Origin of the sequence: Bradyrhizobium sp., assembly GCF_016219575.1 — a bacterium.
Classification (GTDB): Bacteria; Pseudomonadota; Alphaproteobacteria; order Rhizobiales; family Xanthobacteraceae; genus Bradyrhizobium.
The window spans coordinates 125,663-148,129 of the sequence record NZ_JACRMG010000030.1 but is presented as its reverse complement, the minus strand read 5'-3'; the positions used below and the strand labels follow the sequence as shown (position 1 = coordinate 148,129).

At 65.4% G+C, this 22,467-nt stretch carries 23 protein-coding genes; 8 read left to right on the top strand and 15 right to left on the bottom strand.

What is annotated here, in order from left to right:
• Window positions 1-147: 147 nt before the first annotated feature.
• Window positions 148-2,190, bottom strand: a complete 2,043-nt coding sequence (locus HZB49_RS24495) for a hydantoinase/oxoprolinase family protein (RefSeq protein WP_291616060.1) — start codon at window positions 2,188-2,190, stop codon at window positions 148-150.
• A gap of 1 nt (window position 2,191) precedes the next feature.
• Window positions 2,192-3,856 (bottom strand): hydantoinase B/oxoprolinase family protein, encoded by a 1,665-nt coding sequence (locus tag HZB49_RS24490; protein ID WP_291616058.1) that lies wholly within the window; start codon window positions 3,854-3,856, stop codon window positions 2,192-2,194.
• 202 nt (window positions 3,857-4,058) lie between these two features.
• Between HZB49_RS24490 and HZB49_RS24485 the strand changes: the two genes are divergently transcribed.
• The 3 genes from HZB49_RS24485 (at window position 4,059) to HZB49_RS24475 (ending at window position 7,044) form a co-directional block, all read left to right on the top strand.
• Entirely contained in the window at window positions 4,059-5,354 is a 1,296-nt protein-coding gene (locus HZB49_RS24485) for an O-acetylhomoserine aminocarboxypropyltransferase (protein ID WP_291616056.1), read from the top strand.
• Window positions 5,355-5,358: 4 nt separating this feature from the next.
• Window positions 5,359-6,141, top strand: coding sequence for an alpha/beta hydrolase (locus tag HZB49_RS24480; RefSeq protein WP_291616054.1), 783 nt, complete (start codon window positions 5,359-5,361; stop codon window positions 6,139-6,141).
• A 123-nt stretch (window positions 6,142-6,264) separates the two neighbouring features.
• A complete protein-coding gene (locus HZB49_RS24475; protein ID WP_291616052.1) occupies window positions 6,265-7,044 on the top strand; it encodes an SDR family oxidoreductase in 780 nt (259 codons plus the stop codon).
• A gap of 65 nt (window positions 7,045-7,109) precedes the next feature.
• On the opposite strand, the gene HZB49_RS24470 is transcribed toward HZB49_RS24475, so the two are convergent.
• The 8 genes from HZB49_RS24470 to HZB49_RS24435 all read right to left on the bottom strand — a co-directional run bounded on the left by HZB49_RS24470 (window position 7,110) and on the right by HZB49_RS24435 (window position 14,690).
• On the bottom strand, window positions 7,110-7,412 hold the full coding sequence (locus HZB49_RS24470) for an HU family DNA-binding protein (protein ID WP_291616064.1): 303 nt from the start codon (window positions 7,410-7,412) through the stop codon (window positions 7,110-7,112).
• 277 nt (window positions 7,413-7,689) lie between these two features.
• Window positions 7,690-9,126 (bottom strand): NAD-dependent succinate-semialdehyde dehydrogenase, encoded by a 1,437-nt coding sequence (locus HZB49_RS24465; protein WP_291616050.1) that lies wholly within the window; start codon window positions 9,124-9,126, stop codon window positions 7,690-7,692.
• Between the two features lie 109 nt (window positions 9,127-9,235).
• On the bottom strand, window positions 9,236-9,880 hold the full coding sequence (locus HZB49_RS24460) for an ATP-binding cassette domain-containing protein (RefSeq protein WP_291616048.1): 645 nt from the start codon (window positions 9,878-9,880) through the stop codon (window positions 9,236-9,238).
• A gap of 20 nt (window positions 9,881-9,900) precedes the next feature.
• Window positions 9,901-10,602 (bottom strand): ABC transporter ATP-binding protein, encoded by a 702-nt coding sequence (locus HZB49_RS24455; RefSeq protein WP_291616046.1) that lies wholly within the window; start codon window positions 10,600-10,602, stop codon window positions 9,901-9,903.
• Window positions 10,599-11,342 (bottom strand): ABC transporter ATP-binding protein, encoded by a 744-nt coding sequence (locus tag HZB49_RS24450; protein ID WP_291616044.1) that lies wholly within the window; start codon window positions 11,340-11,342, stop codon window positions 10,599-10,601. Before HZB49_RS24450 ends, HZB49_RS24455 begins: the two co-directional genes overlap by 4 nt.
• Window positions 11,339-12,382, bottom strand: a complete 1,044-nt coding sequence (locus HZB49_RS24445; protein WP_291616042.1) for a branched-chain amino acid ABC transporter permease — start codon at window positions 12,380-12,382, stop codon at window positions 11,339-11,341. Before HZB49_RS24445 ends, HZB49_RS24450 begins: the two co-directional genes overlap by 4 nt.
• Before the next feature lie 2 nt (window positions 12,383-12,384).
• Window positions 12,385-13,338: a branched-chain amino acid ABC transporter permease gene (locus tag HZB49_RS24440; RefSeq protein WP_291616039.1), complete on the bottom strand. Its 954-nt coding sequence runs from the start codon at window positions 13,336-13,338 to the stop codon at window positions 12,385-12,387.
• Between the two features lie 59 nt (window positions 13,339-13,397).
• Complete coding sequence (locus tag HZB49_RS24435) at window positions 13,398-14,690, bottom strand: ABC transporter substrate-binding protein (RefSeq protein WP_291616037.1); 1,293 nt, start codon at window positions 14,688-14,690, stop codon at window positions 13,398-13,400.
• A 133-nt stretch (window positions 14,691-14,823) separates the two neighbouring features.
• On the opposite strand from HZB49_RS24435, the gene HZB49_RS24430 reads away from it, so the two are divergent.
• The 5 genes from HZB49_RS24430 to HZB49_RS24410 all read left to right on the top strand — a co-directional run bounded on the left by HZB49_RS24430 (window position 14,824) and on the right by HZB49_RS24410 (window position 18,987).
• Complete coding sequence (locus HZB49_RS24430; RefSeq protein WP_291616035.1) at window positions 14,824-15,657, top strand: MurR/RpiR family transcriptional regulator; 834 nt, start codon at window positions 14,824-14,826, stop codon at window positions 15,655-15,657.
• A 24-nt stretch (window positions 15,658-15,681) separates the two neighbouring features.
• The gene (locus HZB49_RS24425; RefSeq protein ID WP_291616033.1) at window positions 15,682-16,503 is read left to right on the top strand and encodes an SDR family NAD(P)-dependent oxidoreductase; all 822 of its coding nucleotides are present in this window, start codon (window positions 15,682-15,684) and stop codon (window positions 16,501-16,503) included.
• Window positions 16,504-16,505: 2 nt separating this feature from the next.
• Window positions 16,506-17,126 (top strand): class I SAM-dependent methyltransferase, encoded by a 621-nt coding sequence (locus HZB49_RS24420; protein ID WP_291616031.1) that lies wholly within the window; start codon window positions 16,506-16,508, stop codon window positions 17,124-17,126.
• Between the two features lie 242 nt (window positions 17,127-17,368).
• Window positions 17,369-18,241 carry a DMT family transporter gene (locus HZB49_RS24415; RefSeq protein ID WP_291616029.1) on the top strand — a complete coding sequence of 291 codons (873 nt, stop codon included), beginning with the start codon at window positions 17,369-17,371 and terminating at the stop codon, window positions 18,239-18,241.
• An 11-nt stretch (window positions 18,242-18,252) separates the two neighbouring features.
• Window positions 18,253-18,987, top strand: a complete 735-nt coding sequence (locus HZB49_RS24410; RefSeq protein ID WP_291616027.1) for a 3-oxoacyl-ACP reductase family protein — start codon at window positions 18,253-18,255, stop codon at window positions 18,985-18,987.
• Here HZB49_RS24410 and HZB49_RS24405 read toward each other — a convergent pair.
• The 5 genes from HZB49_RS24405 to HZB49_RS24385 all read right to left on the bottom strand — a co-directional run bounded on the left by HZB49_RS24405 (window position 18,984) and on the right by HZB49_RS24385 (window position 22,465).
• Window positions 18,984-19,526, bottom strand: coding sequence for a sigma-70 family RNA polymerase sigma factor (locus tag HZB49_RS24405; RefSeq protein ID WP_291616025.1), 543 nt, complete (start codon window positions 19,524-19,526; stop codon window positions 18,984-18,986). The two genes, HZB49_RS24410 and HZB49_RS24405, sit on opposite strands and share 4 nt — an antisense overlap.
• A 79-nt stretch (window positions 19,527-19,605) precedes the next feature.
• On the bottom strand, window positions 19,606-20,751 hold the full coding sequence (locus tag HZB49_RS24400) for an acyl-CoA dehydrogenase family protein (protein WP_291616023.1): 1,146 nt from the start codon (window positions 20,749-20,751) through the stop codon (window positions 19,606-19,608).
• Window positions 20,752-20,764: 13 nt separating this feature from the next.
• On the bottom strand, window positions 20,765-21,592 hold the full coding sequence (locus HZB49_RS24395) for an SDR family oxidoreductase (RefSeq protein WP_291616021.1): 828 nt from the start codon (window positions 21,590-21,592) through the stop codon (window positions 20,765-20,767).
• A gap of 13 nt (window positions 21,593-21,605) precedes the next feature.
• Entirely contained in the window at window positions 21,606-22,013 is a 408-nt protein-coding gene (locus tag HZB49_RS24390) for a MaoC family dehydratase (RefSeq protein ID WP_291616018.1), read from the bottom strand.
• On the bottom strand, window positions 22,010-22,465 hold the full coding sequence (locus tag HZB49_RS24385; protein WP_291616016.1) for a MaoC family dehydratase N-terminal domain-containing protein: 456 nt from the start codon (window positions 22,463-22,465) through the stop codon (window positions 22,010-22,012). Before HZB49_RS24385 ends, HZB49_RS24390 begins: the two co-directional genes overlap by 4 nt.
• Between the last annotated feature and the right edge of the window lie 2 nt (window positions 22,466-22,467).

The following is a 22,467-nucleotide window of genomic DNA, read 5'->3' as shown; positions in this document are numbered from 1 at the left end:
TGGCCCCCGCCCCCTTCGGCAATAGCACTTCCATAAAGCTCGGTTGTCCGGTCTGCTTCACTGCCATCGCGATCTCCCAAGGCCACGTCTCAGAGAATCACAATCGCCGAATTACGCAACAGGCCCACAAGGGGAGAGGGTAAGAACTCAGCGCAACGTGATATCGAGCCAGCCGAGCGCGTTGACGCTGACACGGTCGCCGGTGTCGACCAGCACGGTGGTCGTCTCAGCCTCGATGATCGCGGGGCCTTCGAGGGAATGGCCGGGCTGCAGTTTGTCGAAGGCATAGACCGGGATATCGCGCCAACCGCCAAAATACGCCTCGCGCGTGCCCTGCGGCTTGCAGGCCGACGCCTGCGCCTCGGTCCTTGCGCCCTCACCGCGCTGCGCGACTTCGCCGACGGCGGCGACGCGGGCGTTGACGAACACGACCTCCTGACCGGGCGACGAATAGGTGTAGAGCTCTTCGTGGCGACGGTGGAAGCGATCCTCGATCGCATCGACCAGCGACGGCGATTTCCAGTCGAGCCCGTCGAGCGAGACGTCGATCTCAAAAATCTGCTCGCCGTAGCGCATTTCCGCCGAGCGCTCGATGCGGATCGGTCCGTTGAACCAGCTCTTCAGCCGGCTCTCGGCCTGCTTCTCCAGCTCGGCGAACAGCGCGCGCACCTCATCCGCCGCGATGCGTCCGCCGGCGCCATAATGGGTGCGGCTGACTTCATAGCGGAGATCAGAGGTCAGCATGCCCCAGGCCGACAGCACGGAAGCCACCGTCGGCACAATGATGCGCTTGATCTCGAGCTCGCGCGCGACTTCCGCCGCGTGCAGCCCCGCCGCGCCGCCGAAGCTCAGCAACGCAAATTTGCGCGGATCGACGCCGCGGCGCAGCGTCATCAGGCGGATGCCGTCGGCCATCTTCAGGTTGATCATGCGGTAGATGCCGGCGGCGGCTTCCACCCGCGACAGCCCGAGCGCCGCCGCGATGCGATCGACAGCGGCCTCCGCCGCCGCACGATCGAGCGGGCGCGCTCCGCCCATGAAGGCGGAGGCGTCGAGATAGCCGAGCACGACATTGGCATCGGTGACGGTTGCCGCCGTGCCACCATTGCCGTAGCAGGCCGGGCCCGGCACCGAGCCCGCACTTTCCGGGCCGACGCGCAGCGTGCCGCTGCCGTCGACGCTGGCGATCGATCCACCGCCGGCCGCGATGCTGGCGATATCGAGGCTGCGCAGCGCGATGCGCTGTCCCGCCAGCATGCCATCGGCCGAGAGCGATGCATGTCCTTCCGCGATCAGCGAGATATCCGTCGAGGTGCCGCCCATGTCGAACGGCACGAGGTCGCCGACGCCGACGAGATCGGCGCAGCGCCGGCCGCCGGATACGCCGCCGGCCGGGCCCGACAGCACCGTGCCAGCGGCAAGGCGCGCTGCCTCTTCCACCGGCGCCATGCCGCCATGCGACAGCACGATGAAGAGGCTACCCTTGAAGCCGGCTTCGGCCAGCCGTTTCTCCAGATTGGTCAGATAGCGGCGCACCACCGGCTCGACATAGGCATTCACCACCGTGGTGGAGACACGCTCATATTCCTTGATCTGCGGCAGCACGTCGCTGGAGCGCGACACCGTGATATCGGGCATCGCCGCGCGCAGGTGCTCGACGGCGGCGAGTTCATGCGCGGGGTTGAGGTAGGCGTGCAAAAAGCACACCGCGATCGAATTGGCGCCGGATTTCCTCGCCGCGTCGATCGCCGCATCCAGCGAGCGCGCGTCGAGCGCGATCGCGGCGCTGCCGTCGGCCTTCAGCCGCTCGCGCACGCCGAGCCGCCGCTCGCGCGGCACCAGCGGTTCCGGCGGCGGCGAGCGCAGGTCGTAGCGGTCGGGCTTCAGCCCCTCGCGCATCTCCAGCACGTCGCGGTGGCCCTCGGTGGTGAGCAGCGCGACCTTGGCGCCCTTGCGCTCCAAGAGTGCATTGGTCGCGACCGTCGTGCCATGCACGAAGCGGCCTGTCGTGGCCAGCATCACCGCGCGCGACACGCCGAGCCGCTTCGCCAGCTCTTCCAGCCCCGCCATCACGCCGAGCGACTGGTCCGCCGGGGTCGACGGCGACTTCGCAAACACCGTAAGTCCGCCCTCATCCGTGGCGACAAGGTCCGTATAGGTGCCGCCGACATCCACGCCGATCGTGTACATGTCAGGACCGCTCCGCCGAAAGATCTGCCGTCAGGCCCTGCTCTGCATCGTGCCGGCGCGCTTCTGCCGTGCGTTTTTCCGGCGGTCCCCAGCCGCCGCCGCCGGAGGAGCGTATCTCCAGGCAATCGCCGGGACGAAGCTCGATACCGACTTCCTTGGTGCGCAGTTCGCGCGGCGGGCGGCCTTCCGAGAGCAGGCGGTAGCGATGCGGCGCGCCATCCTTGCCACCGAGCATGCCGCAAGGCCCGTGGCGCGTGCCCTCGCCCGCGGTGTTGCCGAGCGCGGGCCTTGCCGTCTCCAGCACCATGTCGAGGGAGACGCCGAGCCCGCCGCGGAATTGGCCGTCGCCGCCGGAGCCGGCGCGGAATTCGTGATGGCGGAAGTACAGCGGAAAGCGCACTTCGGCGACCTCGATGCTGCCGAATTTGAGACCCCCCACGGTGTGCCATTCGCCGATCGACGAATAGCCGTCGCCGCCCGAGGAAGCGCCGCCGCCGGGCCGCGCCTGGAACATGTGCCAGATGAAATTGCGTCCGTTTCGCGGGTTCTCGCCCTGGATCGCGATGCGGAAGCGGCGGCTCCAGCCGCCCATCGCGCGCTCCGGACAGGACGCCGACAGCGCCTTCACGATTGCTTCGACGATCTCATTGGACGGATGGCTGGTGCACAGCGTCACCGGCCGGCCGGGATCCGCCCACACGATGGTGCCCTGCTTTGCGATCACCTTCAGCGGCCGCAGCGCGCCGTCGTTCTTGGGAATGTCGGGGTCGATCAGATAGGCAAAGGCCATCGCGACCGCGGCCTGCATGTTGGCGTGCGAGGAGTTCACGAAGCTCGTCGATTGCGGATCGGAGGCGGAGAGGTCGACTTCGACGTCGCTGCCCTTCTTCGTCACCTTCGCCGCAATGCGGATGTCGCTGCGGCCATGGCCGTCATCGTCGAGAAAGGCCTCGCCATGGAACACGCCGTCCTTCCAGGTCGAGACCACGGCGCGGGCCTGCTGCTCGGCGGCATCCAGAATAGCCTCGATCGCGGCCTCCACCACGGGCGCTCCGAACTCCGCAAACAGCCGCGACAGCCGCCGCTCGCCGAGATGCGCCGCCCCCAGCATCGCCGCAAGATCGCCGCGGAATTCGCGGGGATTGCGGATGTTGAGCGCGAGCAGGTCGAGCAGATCCTCGCGCGGCTTGCCCGCCTCATAAAGCTTGATCGGGGGAACGCGAATGCCTTCCTGGTAGATTTCCGTGGCCGCCGGATTGTAGGCGCCATGGGTGGCGCCGCCGATGTCGCTCTGGTGAGCGCGCACGACGGTCCAGAGCAGCCGCTTGCCGCCGTCGAAGATCGGCACGAACGCGGTCAGATCAGGCAGATGGCTGCCGCCATGATAGGGATCGTTGAGCAGGATGACGTCGCCCGGCGCGATGTCCTTGAACCGCTCTTCGACCGCGCGGGTCGCCCAGGGCAGTGCGCCGACGTGGACCGGGATGTGCTCGGCCTGCGCGATCAGCCGGCCGTGCGTGTCGGTGATCGCGAGGGAAAAATCCCGGCTGGAATTGAGGATTTGCGAATAGGAGGTGCGAAGCATCGCCTCGCCCATTTCCGTCACGATCGAGCCCAGCCGGTGCTGGACCACGGATCGCGTAATGGGATCGATTCCGGGAGACATCTTGGTCGTGTTCTGACTCTTGATCTTGGGGGCCGTCGCAGCACGGCCCCCTGTTCTGCCAGTATCCGCCGCCTTGCGCAAATCGCCCAATAACGCCAGCCCTTTACCACCGGACTTTCACGGGATTTCCGCATGGCACGTTACCGTCCGATGTGGCAAAACCCGCGGCACCCTTCCCGCGCCCCGACTTTGCGAGATCGACATGCCAGCACCCAAGCCGCCCGCCTTCGAAACCCTGAGCCTGCATGCGGGCCAGCATCCGGATCCCGTGACCGGCTCTCGCGCGGTGCCGATCTACCAGACCACCTCATACGTCTTCCAGGATTCCGACCACGCCGCGGCGCTGTTCAACCTCGAGCGCGCCGGCCACATCTATACCCGCATCTCCAACCCCACCACGGCGGTGCTCGAGGAGCGGCTGTCGGCGCTGGAGAACGGCGTCGGCGCGGTCTGCACCGCGAGCGGCATGGCGGCGCTGCATCTCGGCATCGCGACGCTGTTGAACGCCGGCGACCACATTGTGGCGTCGGCTTCGCTCTATGGCGGCACCATCAATCTGCTAGCGCATACGCTGCCCCGCTTCGGCATCACCACCACGTTCGTGAAGCCGCGGGCGCTCGACGAGTTCCGCGCCGCGATCCGGCCGAACACCCGGCTGGTTATCGCCGAGACCATCGGCAATCCCGGCCTGGAGGTGCTCGACATCCCGGCGGTCGCGCAGATCGCCCATGACGCCAGGATCCCGCTCTTGATCGACAACACCTTTGCGACGCCCTATCTCAGCAAGCCGATCGAGCTCGGCGCCGACCTCGTGATGCACTCCGCGACCAAATGGATCGGCGGGCACGGCATCGCCATCGGCGGCGTCCTGATCGACGGCGGCCGCTTCGACTGGCATGCCTCGGGGAAATTCCCGCAGCTGACCGAACCCTATGCCGGCTATCACGGCATCGTCTTCGACGAGCAGTTCGGGCAAGCCGCCTTCATCATGCGCGCCCGCACCGAGGGCCTGCGCGATTTCGGCGCCTGCCTGTCGCCGACCAATGCCTTCCACCTGCTGCAGGGCGTGGAGACGCTCGGCGTGCGCATGGACCGCCACATGGCCAACACGCTGGCCATCCTCGAATTCCTGAGGACCAACAAGGGCGTCGCGTGGGTGCTGCACCCTGCGCTGGAAGATCATCCTGATCATGAACTTGCAAAGAAGCTGCTGCCGCGCGGCGCGGGCTCCATCGTCAGCTTCGGCATCAAGGGCGGCCGGCCCGCCGGCAAGAAGTTCATCGAGTCGCTCCGCATGATCAGCCATCTCGCCAATGTCGGCGACGCCAAGACGCTGGTGATCCACCCGGCCAGCACCACCCATCAGCAGATGGACGCCGCACAACTGAAGGCCGCCGGGATCGGCGAGGAACTGGTGCGGCTCTCGGTCGGCATCGAAAATGCCCAGGACATCATCGACGATCTCGGACAGGCGCTGCGCGCCTCGCAAAGGACCTGACGCCATGCAGCTTTCCGTCAAGGGGACCGACATTTTCGCGGCGACCGGCGGCAAGCCGTTCGATCCGTCACTACCGGCCGTCGTGATGATCCACGGCGCCGGCTTCGACCATTCGACCTGGGCGCTGCACAGCCGCTGGTTCGCCCATCACGGCTATTCCGTGCTTGCACCCGACCTGCCCGGCCATGGCCGTTCCGGCGGCAAGCCGCTGCCGACCATATCGGACATGGCGGACTGGATCGCCGCGCTGCTCGATGCGGCCAAGGCTCCAAAGGCCAAGCTGGTCGGCCATTCCATGGGCTCGCTGATTGCGCTGGAGACCGCGGCCCGGCACCCGGCCAAGGTGTCCGGGCTGAGCCTGATCGGCACCGCCGCGACCATGACCGTCGGTCCGGACTTGCTGAAGGCCGCCGAGGCCAACGACCCCTCCGCCATCGACATGGTCTCGATCTGGGGCCTCGGCTTCAGCGCCGAACTCGGCGGCAGCCTGGCGCCGGGACTCTGGATGCACAGCGGGGCGCAGCGCGTGCTGCAGCAATGCCGCCCCGGCGTGCTGTTCAACGACCTTGCTGCCTGCAATTCCTATCAGAACGCGCTGACGGCTGCGGCCGGCGTCACGGTGCCGACCACTGTCATCGTCGGCGAGCGCGACATGATGACCCCCGCCAAGGCCGGCAAGGCGCTGGCATCAGCCGTGCCGAATGCGCGAACCGTGGTCCTGCCCGGGGCCGGGCACATGATGATGGCGGAGCGGCCGGACGAATTGCTGGAAGCGCTGAAGAACTGATTTCTGGTTCCACTGTCATTGCGAGGAGCGTTAGCGACGAAGCAATCCACCTCCCTCCCTGCAGCAACGTGGATTGCTTCGCTCCGCCTGCAATGACGCCCGGTCTCAACAAAGGAAAACAACATGCAGATCACGATGAAGGATCGCGTCGCCGTCGTCACCGGCGGCAGCAAAGGCATCGGCATTGCGGTCGCCCGCCGCTTCGCCGAGTCCGGCGCCAGGGTCGCGATCCTCGCGCGTGGCGCAGCCGACCTCAAGGCAGCGCGCGAAGCGCTCGCCAAGGACGGCCTTCAGGTTCACGATTACGTTTGCGACGTGTCGAAAGCCTCAGACATTTCCGCGACCTACGACAGGATCGTGAAGGATCTCGGCAGGGTCGACATCCTCGTCAACAATGCCGGCACCTCACGCGCGATGCCGTTCGAGACCGTCACAGACGCGATCTGGCAGGAAGATATCGATCTGAAATTGTTCGCAGCGATCCGCCTGTCGCGGCTGGTCTGGCCCGGCATGAAGGAGCGGAAATGGGGGCGCATCATCAATGTGCTCAACATCGGCGCCAAGGCGCCGGCAGCCGCTTCCACCCCTACCTCGGTCTCGCGCGCGGCCGGCATGGCGCTGACCAAGGCCATGGCCAACGAGGGCGCCGCGCACAACATCCTGGTCAATGCAATGCTGGTCGGCCTGATCGTCAGCGATCAATGGGTGAAGCGGCACACCAAGACGGCACCGGAGACGGATTTCGACGCCTTCACGCGCGACCTCGCCAAGGCCGTCCCGATGGGACGCATGGGCACGGCGGAGGAATTCGCCAACCTCGCCTGCTTCCTAGCCTCGGATCAAGGATCCTACATCACCGGCACCGCCATCAATGTCGATGGCGGCCGTTCCCCGGTGGTCTGAGCCCCGCGCTTCGCGGCGGGCTCTGAAGCAAAAAGGCCTCCGTCACCGGAGGCCTTTTCGTTTCGTCAGGCGACTGCGTCCTTGGCAGCCTTGACGGGCCGGGCCCTGACGATCTTCCGGGCCGGCTTGGCCTTGAACATCATCTCTTCGCCCGTGAAGGGGTTGGTGCCCTTGCGCGCCTTGGTCGCCGGCTTCTTGATCACGACGAACTTGGCAAAGCCCGGCACCAGAAAGAGGCCGCTCTTCTTGAGTTCCTTGTGACCGACGTCCACGAGCGTGTCCATCACGTTCTTGACGTCACGCTTGGACAGTTCGGTGGAGGTCGCGATCTTTTCGATCAGCTGCGACTTAGACAGTTGGGTGGCCATGATTGCTCCATTGATTCTGGAAGCCGCACGATATGGCTGAAAACGCCTTGAAAAACAGGCTTTTTCGACATTCTGCACAGCAATCTTCGTAAAAAACCGCCATCGCAGTGCGAGAAATGCCTTATTTTGCCGCGGATTCTCGCGCAGCCGCTGTTCCGCAGCCGGATTTTCACTATCACGCGGCAAAGTGATTCGCTGAAAAAACCCTAGAAAAAAGCCGCGCCCGGCGATTTGCGGCGCGGCCCTCAAGTCGATTCTTCGCAAAGCAGGAAGACGCTCAGACTCCCGTCTGAGTGATGAACTTGGTGTTGAAGTAGCCTTCCATCGCCTCGGTGCCGCCTTCCGAGCCGTAGCCGGAATCCTTGATGCCGCCGAACGGTACTTCGGGCAGCGCCAGCCCAAAACTGTTGATTGACATCATGCCGGCCTCGACCTGCGAGCCGATCGCAGTCGCGGTCTTGGTCGAGCTGGTGAAGGCATAGGAGGCAAGGCCAAAGGGCAGCCGGTTCGCCTCCTCCACCACCTCATCGAGGCTCGAGAAGCGCGAGATCAGCGCGAGCGGACCGAATGGCTCCTCGTTCATGGCCCGCGCCGTCTTCGGCACGTCAGAGACCACCGTCGGCTCGAAGAAATAGCCCTTGTTGCCGACGCGGTGGCCGCCGGTCTCGAGCCTGGCGCCCTTGCTCACGGCATCCTGCACCATGCCCTCGATGGCGATGACCCGGCGCGGATTGGCCAGCGAGCCCATCGTCGAGCTGGCATCCATGCCATTGCCGACCTTGACCGCCTTGGCGCCCTCGACGAACTTGTCGACGAATTCCTTGAACACGTCGTCCTGCACCAGCATGCGGGTCGGCGAGATGCAGACCTGGCCGGCATTGCGATATTTTGCGGCAACCAGGATCTTCGCCGCGGTGGTCACGTCGGCGTCCTTGAACACCATCGCCGGCGCGTGACCGCCGAGTTCCATGGTGGCGCGCTTCATGTGCAGGCCCGCCAGCGCGTTGAGCTGCTTGCCGACCGAGGTCGAGCCGGTGAAGGAGATCTTGCGGATCACCGGATGCGGGATCAGGTACTCCGAAATCTCCGCCGGCACGCCGTAAACCAGGTTGATCACGCCGTCGGGCACGCCCGCGTCGGCAAAGGCGCGGATCAGCTGCGCGGGCGAAGCCGGCGTCTCCTCCGGCGCCTTGACGATGATCGAGCAGCCGGCGGCAAGCGCCGCGGAGAGCTTGCGCACCACCTGGTTGATCGGGAAATTCCAGGGCGTAAAGGCCGCGACCGGGCCGACCGGCTCCTTGATCGCGAGCTGGTAGATTCCCGGTCCGCGCGCCGGGATGATGCGGCCATAGGAGCGCTTGGCCTCCTCGGCAAACCACTCGATCACGTCGGCGGCGGCCATTGCCTCCATCTTCGCTTCGGCCAGCGTCTTGCCCTGCTCCGCCGTGAGCAGCGGCGCGATCTCGTCATTGCGCTCGCGCATGATGGCGGCGGCCTTGCGCATGATCCGGCAGCGCTCGAACGGGGCGACCGCGCGCCACACCTTGAAGCCGGCAGCAGCCGCGGCCAGCGCCTCGTCGAGGTCAGCCTGGCTCGCATGGGCCACGGTGCCGATCACCTCTTCGGTCGCGGGGTTGACCACCTCGATCACCCTGCCCGACTGGGCCGGCCGCCACTTGCCGCCGATGAACAATTGCGTGCTGGAATAGGCCAACGGACTCTCCCTGTGTTGTTGATCTTGTGCTGAATGGGTGGTGGGACGGGCGTCTTTCTAGACTGATGATCGCATGGAGGGCTAGCCGTGAGGTGACCGATTTATCCCCTCAAGCGTCAAATTTTCCAGCACTTCCCCTGCGGCAAATACCTTCAGCCGCCCTTGTCATTTCCGGTCCGAGATAGCTGCGGAAGCGCGGTTCGGCGACGAGGCTGCCGAAATCAGGCTTTCGCGCCACGCCGCCATCGGCCACGAACAGGAACTGCCCGGCGATCTCGGCGAGGATATCCAGATGCCAGGCCGCCGTCGGGTGCATGCACAGGACCACCAGCCGGCCCTCCTGACGCAGCTTGCGGAAGAAATCCAGCATGAAGCCGATATAGCCGTCCTGCAGGTTGAACTGCGGCTCGTCGAATAGGTGTACCATCGGCGCGAGGGTCGGCGACGGCGCGAGGAAGATCGACGGCACGCGCTTGTGGAAGCGCCGCACCTGGTAGGATTGGTGGTAGTGGATCGCGAGGCGATCGCGCTCGCGATATTTGACCCGGTGGATGTCGGTACCCGCCACCAGCACCCGGCCGGAAGTGGGCGCATTGGAGCCGGTCATCATTTCGAACAGCGTGGTCTTGCCTGCGCCGTTCGGCCCGACGACGCCGACGATCCCGGGCTCTTCCAGCGCAAGATCGGCTTCGAGCGTGAATGTCGGGCGCCGCATCACGCGGCCGCGCGCATAGACCTTGCGAACCCTCTCCAAGACAAGTATTGGCGCCGCCACTATTGAACTCCAAGCAGGCGCTGACGCAGCGCGCGGTCATCGCGAAGGGCAGTCGCCGCACCGGCCCAGACGATCCGGCCACGGTCGATCACAGCGGCCTGGTCGGCGACCGACAAGGCAATCTCGGCATTCTGCTCGACGACCAGCGAGGCGATTCCCTCTTCCTTCATCCGCACGATGGTAGCGAGCACGTCGCCGACGATCTTTGGCGCCAGCCCTTGGCTCGGCTCGTCGAACAGCACCAGCCCGGGCGAGCCGACCAGCGCGCGCGCAATCGCCACCATCTGCATCTCGCCGCCGGAGAGATTTTCGCATTCGCGCTCCATCAGATATTCCAGCGGCGAGAAGATCGCGCAGGCCTCCTTGACGCTCCAGTAGCGAAAGCGCGTGCGCTTCTGGGCGATGCCGAGGTTGCGCGCCACCGTCAGGGTCGGGCACAGCCGCCGGTCGTCGGGCACCCAGCCGATGCCGTCACGCGCGATTTCATGGGTGGCGCTTCGCGTCACGTCGCGGCCATCGAACTTGACCGTTCCGCGGCGCGGGCGCGTCAGCCCAAGGATCGAGCGAAGCATGGTGGTCTTGCCGGCACCGTTGGGACCGAGCAGCGCGAAAACCCTGGCGGGCTCGATCGCAAGCGAAGCGCCGAACAGCGCCTGGGTCTCGCCGTAAAAGGTATCGATGCCGTCGACTTCGAGGATCAAGCGAACCTCCCGAGGTTGGATCGCCGGACCCATTCATTCTGCTGCAGTTCGTGCGGCGTGCCGCGGGCCACCACCTGCCCCCAATGAATCACCGATATGCGGTCTGCCAGCGAGAACAGAAACTCCATGTCGTGCTCGATTGCGACAATGGTCAGCTTGCCCTTGAGCCGTGCGACCAGTGCCGTCAGCCGCTGCACGCCGTCGGAGCCGAGGCCGGAGGTCGGCTCGTCCAGGCAAAGCACGCGCGGCTCCTGCGCCAGCGCGACCGCGATCTCCAGCGCACGGCGATCGCCATAGGACAGATCCTTGGCCCGAACATCCGCCTTCTCCGCCAGCCCGACCGCGGCCAGCCCTTCCGACGCTTTGGCTGCGAATTGCCGGTTGCCGGCCGCGGCATGCGCCAAATCGAGCCCGCGTGCACGGAACTCCGGGAGCCCCATCATCACATTGTCGCTGGCCGAGAACTCGTCGAACAGCGTCATGATCTGGAACGAGCGGGCGACGCCCTTGGCGGCGATGCGATGCACACTGAGGCCGGTGACGTCCTCGCCGCCGAGCCGGATTGCACCGCGGCTCGGCTTGACGCGGCCGGTGAGCACGTTGAAGAACGTAGTCTTGCCGGCGCCGTTCGGCCCCATCACGCCGTGAAATTCTCCCTCGGCCACCGCGAGGTCGACGCTCTCCAGCACGACACGGTCACCGAAACGGACATGTACGCCCGTGGCCTCGATCATGCTCATCGACCGCCTCCGAACAGGAGCCGCATCGCGGAGTTGCCGCGCTCGCGCAGCGCGCCGAGCGAATGCTGATGCAGCGCCGCGGAGACCGCGCCGGCAATCCCTTCGGGACGGAACAGGACGATCGCCATGAACAGCAGGCCGAAATAAAGCATCCAGGCGTTGGTCAGCGCCCCGATCACGTCCCGGGCGGTCAGGAACAGGAAAACGCCGACGACGGGTCCCCAGAAGCTGACGAGGCCGCCGCCGACCAGCGTCATCATCACGACGTAGCCGGATTGATGCAGGCTCATCACATCGGGGAAAGCGGCGAGCTGCGCCATCGCGAACAAACCGCCGGCGAAGCCCGATACCGCTGCAGACAGGGCGAAGATCGACGCCTTGTGGAGCCATACATTGTAGCCGAGATGCGCGGCGCGGATTTCGCTCTGGCGGATCGCCGCGATGACGCGGCCATAGGGCGAATGCACCAGCCGCCACAGACCCGCGATGCCGATCGCGAATACGATGAGCACAAAGTAGTAGAAGGCGACGTTGTCGTTGAGATCGAACGAGACGAAGCCAAAATCCGCCGGCAGGCGCCTGATCTTGAGAAGGCCGTCCTCGCCGCCCGTGAGGCGATGGGACTTGATGGCCAGCGTCCAGAAAATCTGGCCGAAGGCGATGGTCATGAACGCATAGTAGATGCCGCGGCGGTGCGAGATGAACAGCGCGACCAGCGCGCCGGCAAGCCCCGCGGCCACTGCCGCAGCGGCGAGGCAAATCCAGAGATTGGCGACGACGTCGAACTGGCAAAGTCCGAACGCGTAGGCGCCGATACCGAAATAGGCGCCATGCCCGAACGATGGCAGTCCGGCAGTGCCGAGCACCAGATTGAAGGCGAGCGCGTAAAGCGACCAGATCAGGATCTCGATGCCGAGATAGGGATAAAGCCCGACCCGGGCGATCCACAACGGCACTGTCGCGAGCACGAGCCAGAGCACAAGCATCGCGGGCGTGACGAGGCGCGCGGCGTCGGGCGAATTGGTAGGGGCGGCAATCATCGTCAGGCCTCGAGCACGCTCTTCTTGCCCCAGAGGCCGCGGGCGCGAAACGTCACCACGACAACGAGGAGGATATACATCGACAGCAACGACCATTCGGACGCGTAGGCGCCGGACAGACCGACGCACAGGCCGACTAGAAGTCCGGCGACGACCGCGCCCCAGAAGCTGCCGACGCCGCCGAGAACGATCACGAGAAAGGCTGGAATGACGGCATCGACGCCCATATGCGGCCGGATACCCCAGATCGGTGCAACGATGATGCCGGCAACCGCCGCCAGTATGGTGCCGAATACGAACACCAGGAGCCGCAGCCGCGACAGATTGATACCGAGCGCGCGCACGATCTCGCTGTCATGCGCGCCCGCCTTCACCGTGGCGCCGAACGAGGTCTTCTCGATCAGCAGCCAGACCAGCCCGATGATTCCGGCCGCGATGCCGGCCGCATAGAAGCGATAGGTGGACCAGATCAGATCGCCGAACAGGAAACCTCCGCTGACGGCCTGCGGCACTTGCAGCACGTAGTCGCGCGTGCCCCACACCAGGCGGATCAATTCCTCGATCACCATCGCTGCGCCAAAGGTCAGAAGGAGTCCGTAGAGCGGATCCTTGCCATAGGTCCGCCGCATGCAGAGCTCGATCACGATACCGACGAGGCTGACGAGGACCGGCGCGATGATCAGCGTCGCCGCATATCGCCATCCCAGCGGCAGCGCGAGCCACGCCCTGGCCAGTTCTGCCGGCAGCGGCGGACGCGTTCCCGTCAATTGCATCGCGATATAGGCGCCGAGCGCGAACAGCGAGCCATGCGCCAGGTTGATCTGCTCCATCAAACCGACGATCAGCATGAAGCCCAGCGCAATGAGTGCGAACAGCAGGCCCAGCGTCAGGCCATTGAGGATGTGCGGAAGGAGATCGAACAAGCGTTTGGGCCTTGCAGGGATTGGCGCCTTCATGGGACGGCGCTGCGGTGCACCGGACGCGCGCCGCAGGATGTCGACGATGCCGGGCAGTCTCAGGAATCGACGGTCGGCACCTGATCGTAGGGGACGAGCTTGCACTTGGCCGCGGCCGCTTCGTCTGTCGCAGCCTTCGGCCCGGTCCAGCTGATGATCTCGTAGAGGTCGGTGTTGTCGGCCGGCTTGGCGTTACGCCGGGCCAGATAGATCGTCTGCTGCATCTGATGCGTCGCAGGGTCCATGTAAGCGTCGAAATGCTGCATGCGGTCGGTCGCACTGATCTTCAGGTTCTCGAGTTCCTTGATGATCCTGACATTGTTGGTCGAACCGGCCCGCTCGATTGCGCGCAACAGCTCGCGCGTCGCCATGTAACCGTTGTACGAGACGTTGCCGGGCACCGGGATCGGCCCGTCCTTGTTGGCGGCCTGCCACTTCTTCACGAAATTGGCGACGCCGGGTAGAGGCAGCTTATGATACCAAGTGGTGCCGAACACGCCGAACAGGCTGTCGGGCGCACCCCATACGTCGGGCCAGTCCTGCTGGTTGTTGATCCACGCCGGTTTGCCGTCGAGCTTGAGCTGGGCGACCTGCTCGCGCAACGCCTTGATGTCGTCGCCGCCGATCGCGGTCGCCACCACATCCGGCTTGGCTTGCTGGATTTTGAGAAGATAGGCGGTGAAGTCGCGGGTATTTTGCGGCACCAGCAGGTTGTCCATGATCTTGCCGCCGGCGCCCTCGACCTGCGCCTTGGTCGCAGCCGCGGTCGTGTGGCCCCAGACATAGTCGTTGGTGAGCAGCATCCAGTTCTTACCGACGGAATCGACGGCATTCTTCACCGATGCCTTCGAGAAATTGGTGCCGTTGCCGTCCCACACGAACTTGATGCGCGAGCAATTTTCGCCCGCCTCGCTCGGCGCCGAGGAATTGGTGTTGAGATAGATCACACCATACTTGGCCGCGACCTGGGTGATCGCGTTGGCGACGCCGGAATGGATCGCACCGATCAGGATGGTGCAGTCCTCGCGGGTGATGAAGCGTTCGGCGATGCGGCTGCCGGTGGCGGGCGTCGTCTCGGTGTCCGCGGTGGTCCACACGATCTTCCGCCCGAGAAGGCCGCCTTCCGCGTTGGACTCGTCGATTGCCATCTTGATGCCGCGGAGGTCGTCCTGGCCACTGTTGCCGTACTGGCCACTGGCGTCGCAGGTCAGCCCGAGCTTGATCGGCTTGGGCCCTTGCGCGAAGGCGCGATTTTCCTGCCAGGGGCCGAAGAAGCTGCCGGTGCCGCCGATCACGCTCGCCATCAGGCTGCCCTTCAGCACGCCACGCCGCGAAACCAGGTGCCTTTTCATCGCTTCCTCCCGTCCCAGGTTTTTCCGGTTGGATGTTAGAATATATATTCCATTTATTATGTAAAGTAGAATATTTGATCCAACCGGCGGAATACCGCTAAAAGGGGGTGACCGATCTGGAGAGACCTCCCCGATGAACAAGCCATCCGGCGCCATGAGCTATGACGAGTTGCGCGGCGCGATCGCGCAGAAGCACCGCGCGCTGTCCGGCCGCCTGCAGCAGATCGCGGAATTCGTGCTCGACCATCCGACCGATGTGGCACTCGGCACCGTCGCCGAAGTGGCGGAACGTTCCGGGGTGCCTCCCTCGGCCATCGTCCGCTTCGCACACGCGCTCGGCTTCGGCGGCTTCACCGAGATGCAGCAGGTCTTCCGTACGCGCCTCGTTGCCGGTGTGGCCCCGAGCTACAAGGCGCGCCTCGCCCGAATGAAGAGCGAAGAGAAATCGGTGCTCGGCCGCAAGCCGGCGGCGGTGCTCTCGCGGTTCGTGTCGGAAGCGCAGTCGGCGCTGGTGACGTTGAGCCAGTCGGTCCACGCGCGTGAACTTGACGCTGCGACCGCCATCCTGGCGAAGGCGCGCGACATCTACCTGCTCGGACTCGGCGGCTCGTTTCCCGTCGCCACCCATCTTGCCTATGTGCTGCGCAAGCTCGGCCGGCGCGTCGTGCTGCTGGACGGCATCGGCGGCAGCATTCATGAGCAGTCGCACGCCGCGACGCCGGAAGACGCCCTGGTCGCGATCAGCTTTCGCAACTACTACCCGGACACGGCGCGGCTGTTTCCCGAACTCGTCGCCAAGCGCGTGCCCGCTATCTCCATTACCGACAGCCTGCTGAGCCCGATCGTCCAGGGCGCGAGCGTGGTATTCGAGATTCAGGACATGCCGGAGCCGGCTCTGCGCACGCTGGTGGCGCCGATGTGCCTGGTGCAGGCGCTCGCCATCGGCATGGATCTCGCCGCCGACTGAAATTCAACAAGGAGAACAAGAATCATGGCATCGCATGACGAAAAAACGCTTGGCGGCAAGGTCGCGCTGGTCACCGGCGCGGGCCGCGGGCTTGGTCGCGCCTTCGCCGAAAAACTGGCTTCGCTCGGCGCCGATGTCGCCATCCACGGCATGCGCGAGAACGGCCCGGCAGAATATGGCGAGGGCACGACGCTCACGGCGGTGGCGCAGGAGGTCGGCGAGCAGTACGGCGTCCGTACGCAGCGCGTGCTTGGCGATCTCACCAAGGCTGCTGACATCGCCAGAGTGGTAGCCGAGACCGAAAAAGCGCTCGGGCCGATCGACATCCTCGTCCACAATGCCGGCGGCGACATCGCGGCCGCCGGCGGCAAGCCCAACCCGAACGACGCCGTCACCATCAAGGAGGAAGACGTGCGCGCGGTGCTCGACCGCAATTTACTCGCCACCATCCTGACCTGCCAGGCGGTGGCCCGCGGCATGATGGAGCGCCGGGGTGGCCGCATCGTGACCATCGGCTCGGTCGCCGCCTTCAAGGGCCGTACCAATTCCTCGATCTATGCGGTGGCGAAAGCCGGCATGACCCACTACACCCGCTGCCTGGCCGACCAGCTCCGTCCCTACGACATCGCGGTCAACTGCGTCGCGCCGGGCGACACCCGCACCGGCCGCTTCCTCGGCACGCGCGCAGTCGACGAGAAACGCATGGTCGAGACCGGCACGCTCGACCGCATCGCCACCGTCGATGAGGTCGCGCGCGTGGTCGAGTTCTTCGCCGGTCCCATGGCCGCCTTCGTCTCCGGGCAGGTGCTGCGGGTCGACGGCGGCGGGCAATGCTGGCCGGGCTAGCGATGACTGGAAAGATCGACCAGCCACGTGTCGATTTTGCCGGCGGCGCCGTCGGCTACCGATTCCGGCGAGGCGGCGAGCGCGGCCATCCCCTCGTCCGCGCGGCCGGGATCAAGCGCGACCGCATTCCCTCGATCGTCGATGCAACGGCCGGCCTTGGCCGCGATGCTTTTTTGCTGGCGTCGGCCGGAGCAACCCTCACGCTGCTGGAGCGCTCCGCCGAGGTGCATGCGTTGCTGAAGGACGCGCTTGCCCGCGCCGCCGCCGAATCTCCGGAGCTGGCCGAAGTCGTCGGACGCATGACCCTGATCCACGGCGATGCCAGGGACCGCCTGCCGGAACTGAAGCCCGATGTCGTCATTGTCGACCCCATGCATCCGCCGCGCCGCAATACGGCGCTGGTGAAGCAGGAGATGCGGCAGCTTTCCGCCATCGTCGGTGCCGATGAAGACGCGGATGAGCTGATGCGGATTGCACTGGCCTCGGCGCGCGAGCGCGTCGTGCTGAAATGGCCGCTCCGCGCAGCGCCCCTGCTCGACACCCCGAAGCCATCGCATCAGTTCGCCGGCAAGACCGTGCGCTACGAGGTGTTCGCGACTTCGCTGAAAGCTCAGGTGAAGTGACAGGCCTAGCTGCATAGGCCCGTGATATCAGGCAATTGCGGGTTGACCATGCCACCGCTTCGGAGGATATTTTTCCTCGATCGACCGAGTGGCAACTAGGGTTCCGGACGGCCTTCGCCGTTGCTGGTCCGAGCGTTGCGGAGACCGCGGCCTCAAAGAACCCGCGGCTGCACCCGAGGGGCAAAAGCCCAGAGGAGGAGACGTCGAGATCAATCTCGCGGGCAGCACGCCCCGGAGGTCTCATGTCGCTTGTTCCCCTCGTCCTCGTCGTTCTTGCCGCGCTGATCCATGCGACCTGGAACCTGCTCGCGAAACGCGCGGCCTCCGGCGGCCCCGCGTTCGTCTTCGCCTACAATGTGGTGGCATGCGTCGCCTATCTGCCCTGGGTGATCTGGCTGCTGGCGACCCGCGAGCAGGTCTGGAACTGGCCGATCGTATTCTGCCTTCTGGTCAGCGCGGTCATCCATCTCGGCTATACCCTCTGCCTGCAGCGCGGCTACCAGGTCGCCGACCTCAGTGTGGTCTATCCGATTGCGCGCGGCACCGGTCCGCTGTTCTCCTCGGTCGGCGCCTTCCTCCTGCTGCAGGAGCCGCCGACCTGGCTCGGCGTGCTCGGCCTCGTCGCGGTCGTCGCCGGGATCGGCTGCATCTCGACCCAGGGCAATCTTGCCGCTTTCCACCAGCCCAAGGGCCAGGAAGGCGTGCGCTGGGGACTTGGAACGGGCTCCCTGATCGCCGCCTATACGGTGGTGGACGGCTACGGCGTCAAGGTGCTCGGCATCCACCCGGTGCTGCTCGACTGGTCCTCCAACTTCCTGCGCTTCTTCATGATGGCGCCGCTGGTGCTGAAGAACGTCGCCTATGCCAGGGAAAGGATGAAGGGTCACTGGTGGCTCGCGGTCGGCGTCGGCCTGTTCTCGCCGCTGTCCTATATCCTCGTGTTGACCGCCGTTGACATGGGCGCCCCGCTCAGCCTGGTGGCGCCGGCGCGCGAAATGTCGATGATGATCGGCGCCATCTTTGGCATGCTGATCCTGCGCGAACCCGTCAATGCCTGGCGGGTGGCGGGGTGCGCGACCATCATTGCGGGCGTTGTGCTGCTCGGCTCAGCCTGAAGGAGAATCCGATGAGGACGTTCAGTTTGCGCGGCCATGTCGCGCTGGTGACCGGTGGCTCGCGCGGCATTGGCGCAGCAATCGTCAAGGCGCTGGGCGAGGCCGGCTGCTCCGTTGCCGTCAACTATCGCGAGCGGGCAGCGGAAGCCGACGCCCTTGCGAAGGAAATCGTCAAGGCCGGAGGCCGCGCGATTGCCGTTGGTGCCGACGTCTCCAAGCCCGACGCCGTCACGGCCATGGTTCAGCGCGCCAGCAGCGAGCTCGGCCCGATCGACATCCTCGTCAACAATGCCGGCATCGCCATCGTCCGCGGCGTCGAGGACCTGACCGAAGCCGATTTCGACCAGACCATGCTGGTGAACCTGAAATCGGCCTTCCTCTGCACCCAGGCCGTGCTGCCAGGCATGCGCGCAAAGCAATGGGGCCGCATCGTCAACATTTCCTCGGGCGCTGCCCGCGGCGCCGGCGCGATCGGCCCGCACTACAATGCCTCGAAGGCCGGCATAGAGGGCCTGACCCGGGGTTATGCCGCCCGCCTCGTCAAGGAAGGCATCACCGTCAACGCGGTGGCGCCCTCGCTGATCGAGACCGACATGATGAAGGGCGAGCCGCAGCTCGTCAGCCGCATCCCGCTCGGCCGCTTCGGCCAGCCGGAGGAAGTGGCCAAGGCGGTGATGATGCTGATCGACAACCCCTACATGACCGGGCAGACCATCGCGATGAGCGGCGGCATGGCGTTCAACTAGCCTGGCTCGACCGCGAGATAGCCGCTGGCCAGCAAATGCTCGCGCATCATCTGCCGGGCGCGGTGCAGCCGGCTCTTCACGGCATCGATGGAGATTTTCAGGTGATCGGCCGCCTCCGGCGCGGTCAGTTCGTCGATGTCGCGCAGGATCAGCACCTCGCGATAGATCGCCGGCAGCGACGCGATTGCGGCGGTCAAGTCCCGGCGCAGTTCGACCGGCAGCGGCTCCTGCTGCAGCATCCTGTCCAACGAGTCGTCCAGCGCCTGCAGCCGGCTGCGGACCCGGAACAGGCGGTAGCATTCGCGCTCGATGATGCGGAACATCCAGGTGGCGAAGGTCGCCGCCGCCCGCAGCGCGCCGATCTTGCGATAGAGCTGCCACAGCGCGATCTGCACCGCGTCCTCGGCATCCTCACCGCTGGAGCAGGCGCGCCGCGCAAAACGCCGCAAATCGGGCTGGCAGACGACCAGCAGGCGCTCGACGGCGGCGGCATCGCCGCTGCGCGCCGCCTCCACCAGTTGCGGCTCGGCTCCGATCATGGCTGTTCCCTCCGGCAAATGGGGTCCAAATCCCCTAGAGGGCGGCCGAATCGAAAAGGGTTCGGCGGAATGCAATAAATTACAGCGACCGCGAAATCAGGAGCTTCATGATCTCGTTGGTGCCGCCGTAGATTTTCTGGATGCGGGAATCGATGAACATCCGCGAGATCGGGTATTCCTGCATGTAGCCGTAGCCGCCGTGCAGCTGCAGGCATTCGTCCGCGGTTTCGACCTGCTTCTGCGAGCACCACCATTTCGCCATCGAGGCGGTGACGGTATCGAGATCGCCGGCCACCAGCCGCTCGACGCACCAGTCGACGAAGACGCGGGCGATCATGGCTTCCGTCTTGCGCTCGGCAAGCTTGAAGGCGGTGTTCTGGAATTCGATCAGCGGCTTGCCGAACGCGGTGCGCTGCTTGGTGTAGTCGGCGGTGATCCTGACCGCGCGCTCCATCGAGGCGACCGCGCCGATGGCGAGCGACAGCCGCTCCTGCGGCAACTGCTGCATCAGCTGCACGAAGCCCCGGCCCTCTTCGTTACCGAGCAGGTTCTCCGGCGGCACCGTGACATTGTCGAAGAACAGCTCCGACGTGTCGGAAGCATGCAGGCCGATCTTGTCGAGGTTGCGCCCGCGGCGATAGCCTTCGGCGCCCGCGGTCTCCACCACGATCAGCGACAGGCCCTTGCCGCCCGGCCCGCCGGTGCGCGCCACCACGATCACGAGATCGGCGGCCTGGCCGTTGGTAATGAAAGTCTTCTGGCCGTTGATGACGTAGGAATTGCCCTGCTTCTTCGCCGTGGTCTTGACGCTCTGCAGATCCGAGCCGGTGCCGGGCTCGGTCATGGCGATGGCGGCGACCATCTCGCCGGTCGCCATCTTCGGCAGCCAGCGCTTCTTCTGCTCTTCCGAGCCATAGTTGAGAATGTAGTGAGCGACGATGGGGCTATGCACGGAGACGCCGGTGGTGACTTCCGGCACCACGCTTTCGACGTCCTCCAGCACCGCCGCCTCATAGGCGAAGGTGGCGCCCAGCCCGCCATATTCCTCCGGCACGCTCGGCAAGAGCGCGCCCATCTCGCCCAGTCCCCGCCAGGCCGAGCGGTCGACCATCTTCTGGCTGCGCCATTTCTCGGCATGCGGCAGAAGATCCTTGGCGAGGAATTTGCGGAACTGGTCGCGGAACGTGTCCAGCTCCTCGGTCATCCAGGAAGAACGATATTGCATAACAGACCCCGATTCAGATGATGAGACCGCCGCCGGCGACGATCACCTGACCACTGATGTAGTTCGATTCCGGGCTGCAGAACAGATAAACCGCATCCGCCGCCTCTTCCGGGGTGCCGCCGCGGCCGAGCGGTATCATCCGCCCCATCGCTTCCAGCATCTGCGGCTGGACGCCGACCTTGATGTCGCGGCCGGCGACATCGATGGTTTTCTGCTGCGCCTCGATCGCCTGGGTCAGGCGGGTATTGATCAGGCCGAAGGCGACGCAATTGACATTGACCTTGTAGCGCCCCCACTCCTTGCAAAGCGTTCGCGTCAGGCCCACCAGCGATGCCTTGGCGGAGGAATAGCTCGCCTGCCCGGCATTGCCGTAAAGCCCGGCGATCGAGGAGATGTTGACGACCTTGCGGAACACCTCGCGCCCGGCTTCCGCTTCCTTCTTCGCCATCACCCGGATCGGCTCGGCCGCCGCGCGCAGGATGCGAAAAGGTGCGACGAGATGCACGTCCAGCATCGCCTGGAACTGCTCGTCGGTCATCTTCTGGATGGTGGCGTCCCAGGTGTAGCCGGCATTGTTGATGATGATATCGAGGCCCTCGAAGTTCGACAGGGCCGCGCCAACGAAGCGATCGGCAAAGCCCGCTTCCGACACGCTGCCATTTACCGCGACGGCCTCGCCGCCCGCGGCCTCGATTTCGGCTGCGACCGCATCGCCCGGCGCGGCGTCGAGGTCGTTGACCACGAGCCTTGCACCCTCGCTCGCCAGCTTCAGCGCAATGGCGCGGCCGATGCCGCGGCCCGAACCGGTGACGAGCGCGACTTTTCCCTTCAGTTTCGACATGGGATCCCTTCTCTCACAACGCGATAACAGCTTCGCCGGCGAGCTTGATCTCGCCGGTCTCGTCTTTCGTGGTCAGCGCTATCCGCGCCTGCTTCTCGCCGTTGTGCTCCATGAGCTCGGCGACCGTACCCTCGCAGGTCAGCTTCGCGCCAAGCTGCGTAATCGCGGCAAAGCGCGTCGAGAAGGAACGGATGCGCGAGGCCGGCACCGCGTCGGTGAGCGCCTGGCCGAGATAGGCCATGACCAGCATCCCATGCGAAAACACGTCGGGGAAACCGGCCTTCTTGGCGAAATCCAGATCGACGTGGATCGGATTGTGATCGCCAGACGCCCCGCAATAGAGCGCAAGACGATGCCGCGTGATCGGCGGGAATTCCTTGTGGACGATGCGTTCGCCCAGCTTTGGCTGTGTCGCACTCATGACGGCCTCGGATTGCGCACGACGACGGTGCGGGAAGTATCCGCAACATGCACGCCGTCCTGGTTGGTGACCTTGGTTTCGACGACGATCAATGTCATCGCCCCGCCCTTCTTGTCGGTCACGCTGGTGACGCGCGGCCGGAACGTCAGCACGTCGCCGACGACGACAGGCGCGAAATAGTCGAAGCGCTGCTCGCCATGCAGCACGCGGGCGAGGTCGATGTCGAGCGCGGTCAGGAACTCGAACGGCTCGGTCGCATCCATCATCTCGAGGCAAAAGAGATAGGTCGGCGGCACCGGCGGCGCGCTGAAACCGGCCGCCCGCGCCGCCTTCTCGTCGCGATAGAGCGGATTGCCCTCCCCGAGCGTATTCAGGAAGAAGCGCAGGCGTCCCGGCTCGACGCGCGCGGTGACCGGCGTGAACTCACGCCCGACGGCGGATTGATCGACCATGT

Coding starts and splice junctions, on each gene's coding strand:
- HZB49_RS24395 (WP_291616021.1), bottom strand. CDS start 21,592: ATGTCGAAACTGAAGGGAAAAGTCGCGCTCGTCACCGGTTCGGGCCGC.
- HZB49_RS24450 (WP_291616044.1), bottom strand. CDS start 11,342: ATGAGCATGATCGAGGCCACGGGCGTACATGTCCGTTTCGGTGACCGT.
- HZB49_RS24415 (WP_291616029.1), top strand. CDS start 17,369: ATGTCGCTTGTTCCCCTCGTCCTCGTCGTTCTTGCCGCGCTGATCCAT.
- HZB49_RS24440 (WP_291616039.1), bottom strand. CDS start 13,338: ATGAAGGCGCCAATCCCTGCAAGGCCCAAACGCTTGTTCGATCTCCTT.
- HZB49_RS24490 (WP_291616058.1), bottom strand. CDS start 3,856: ATGTCTCCCGGAATCGATCCCATTACGCGATCCGTGGTCCAGCACCGG.
- HZB49_RS24445 (WP_291616042.1), bottom strand. CDS start 12,382: ATGATTGCCGCCCCTACCAATTCGCCCGACGCCGCGCGCCTCGTCACG.
- HZB49_RS24410 (WP_291616027.1), top strand. CDS start 18,253: ATGAGGACGTTCAGTTTGCGCGGCCATGTCGCGCTGGTGACCGGTGGC.
- HZB49_RS24475 (WP_291616052.1), top strand. CDS start 6,265: ATGCAGATCACGATGAAGGATCGCGTCGCCGTCGTCACCGGCGGCAGC.
- HZB49_RS24385 (WP_291616016.1), bottom strand. CDS start 22,465: ATGGTCGATCAATCCGCCGTCGGGCGTGAGTTCACGCCGGTCACCGCG.
- HZB49_RS24485 (WP_291616056.1), top strand. CDS start 4,059: ATGCCAGCACCCAAGCCGCCCGCCTTCGAAACCCTGAGCCTGCATGCG.
- HZB49_RS24405 (WP_291616025.1), bottom strand. CDS start 19,526: ATGATCGGAGCCGAGCCGCAACTGGTGGAGGCGGCGCGCAGCGGCGAT.
- HZB49_RS24495 (WP_291616060.1), bottom strand. CDS start 2,190: ATGTACACGATCGGCGTGGATGTCGGCGGCACCTATACGGACCTTGTC.
- HZB49_RS24470 (WP_291616064.1), bottom strand. CDS start 7,412: ATGGCCACCCAACTGTCTAAGTCGCAGCTGATCGAAAAGATCGCGACC.
- HZB49_RS24480 (WP_291616054.1), top strand. CDS start 5,359: ATGCAGCTTTCCGTCAAGGGGACCGACATTTTCGCGGCGACCGGCGGC.
- HZB49_RS24390 (WP_291616018.1), bottom strand. CDS start 22,013: ATGAGTGCGACACAGCCAAAGCTGGGCGAACGCATCGTCCACAAGGAA.
- HZB49_RS24435 (WP_291616037.1), bottom strand. CDS start 14,690: ATGAAAAGGCACCTGGTTTCGCGGCGTGGCGTGCTGAAGGGCAGCCTG.
- HZB49_RS24430 (WP_291616035.1), top strand. CDS start 14,824: ATGAACAAGCCATCCGGCGCCATGAGCTATGACGAGTTGCGCGGCGCG.
- HZB49_RS24425 (WP_291616033.1), top strand. CDS start 15,682: ATGGCATCGCATGACGAAAAAACGCTTGGCGGCAAGGTCGCGCTGGTC.
- HZB49_RS24420 (WP_291616031.1), top strand. CDS start 16,506: ATGACTGGAAAGATCGACCAGCCACGTGTCGATTTTGCCGGCGGCGCC.
- HZB49_RS24400 (WP_291616023.1), bottom strand. CDS start 20,751: ATGCAATATCGTTCTTCCTGGATGACCGAGGAGCTGGACACGTTCCGC.